Raw genomic sequence first — 814 nt, 5'->3', positions numbered from 1 at the left:
GATCGCGCCCGAGCCGCGGGTGGTGCTGGAAAAGCGCCTCGTCTCGGTGGCCGACACCAACGGCGACGGCTTGCGCAATGCGGGCGACACGGCGACCTACGGCTTCACGGTGACCAACACCGGCACCACGGCGCTGATCAATCTGGTGGTCAGCGACCTGCCGGTGACCATGGCGGGCGGGCCGATTGCGCTTCTGGCGGTGGGGGCCTCGGACACGACGAGCTTCAGCGCCACCTATGTGATCGGGCAGGGCGACGTCGATCTGGGGCACTTTGACAACACCGCCACGGTGACGGGCGACGCGGCCACCACGAGCGGCACGCCGATCCTGGATGCGGGCGGCAACCGGATTCCGGCAACCGACGTGTCCGACACCGGCACGGCGCCGGATGGCACGGCTGTGCCGACGCCGGCCACGACCGAGACCCCCAATGGGGCGGGCGGCAGCGATGCCGATCCGGGCAACGACCCGACCTCGCTGCTGCTGGGGCCTGACCCGCGGATCGAGCTGATCAAGTCCTTGTCTTCGCTGGTGGATACCACGGGTGACGGGCAGATCGGGGCGGGGGATACGGCGAACTATGGCTTCACGGTGACCAATACCGGCAACGTGGCGCTGGCAGGCGTGACGGTCAGCGATCTGCTGGTGTCGGTCTCGGGCGGGCCGGTCAGCCTGGCCATTGGCGCCACCGACAGCACCAGCTTCACCGCGGCCTATGTGCTGACGCAAGCCGACGTGGACCGCGGCTATGTGCAGAACACGGCGACGGCCACGGGGGCTGCGGTCACCTCGACCGGCGATCCGATCCTGGAT

General features: G+C 69.2%; 1 protein-coding gene. It reads left to right on the top strand.

What is annotated here, in order from left to right; translation table 11 throughout:
• Positions 1-814 (top strand): DUF7507 domain-containing protein (locus tag RSW2DRAFT_RS16985; RefSeq protein ID WP_008033292.1); only part of this gene is annotated, 814 nt, incomplete at both ends.

Source organism: Rhodobacter ferrooxidans, assembly GCF_000176015.1.
Lineage (GTDB): Bacteria > Pseudomonadota > Alphaproteobacteria > Rhodobacterales > Rhodobacteraceae > Pseudorhodobacter_B > Pseudorhodobacter_B ferrooxidans.
The sequence above is the reverse complement of the archived record's forward strand: the minus strand, read 5'-3'. Positions and strand labels throughout refer to the sequence as shown.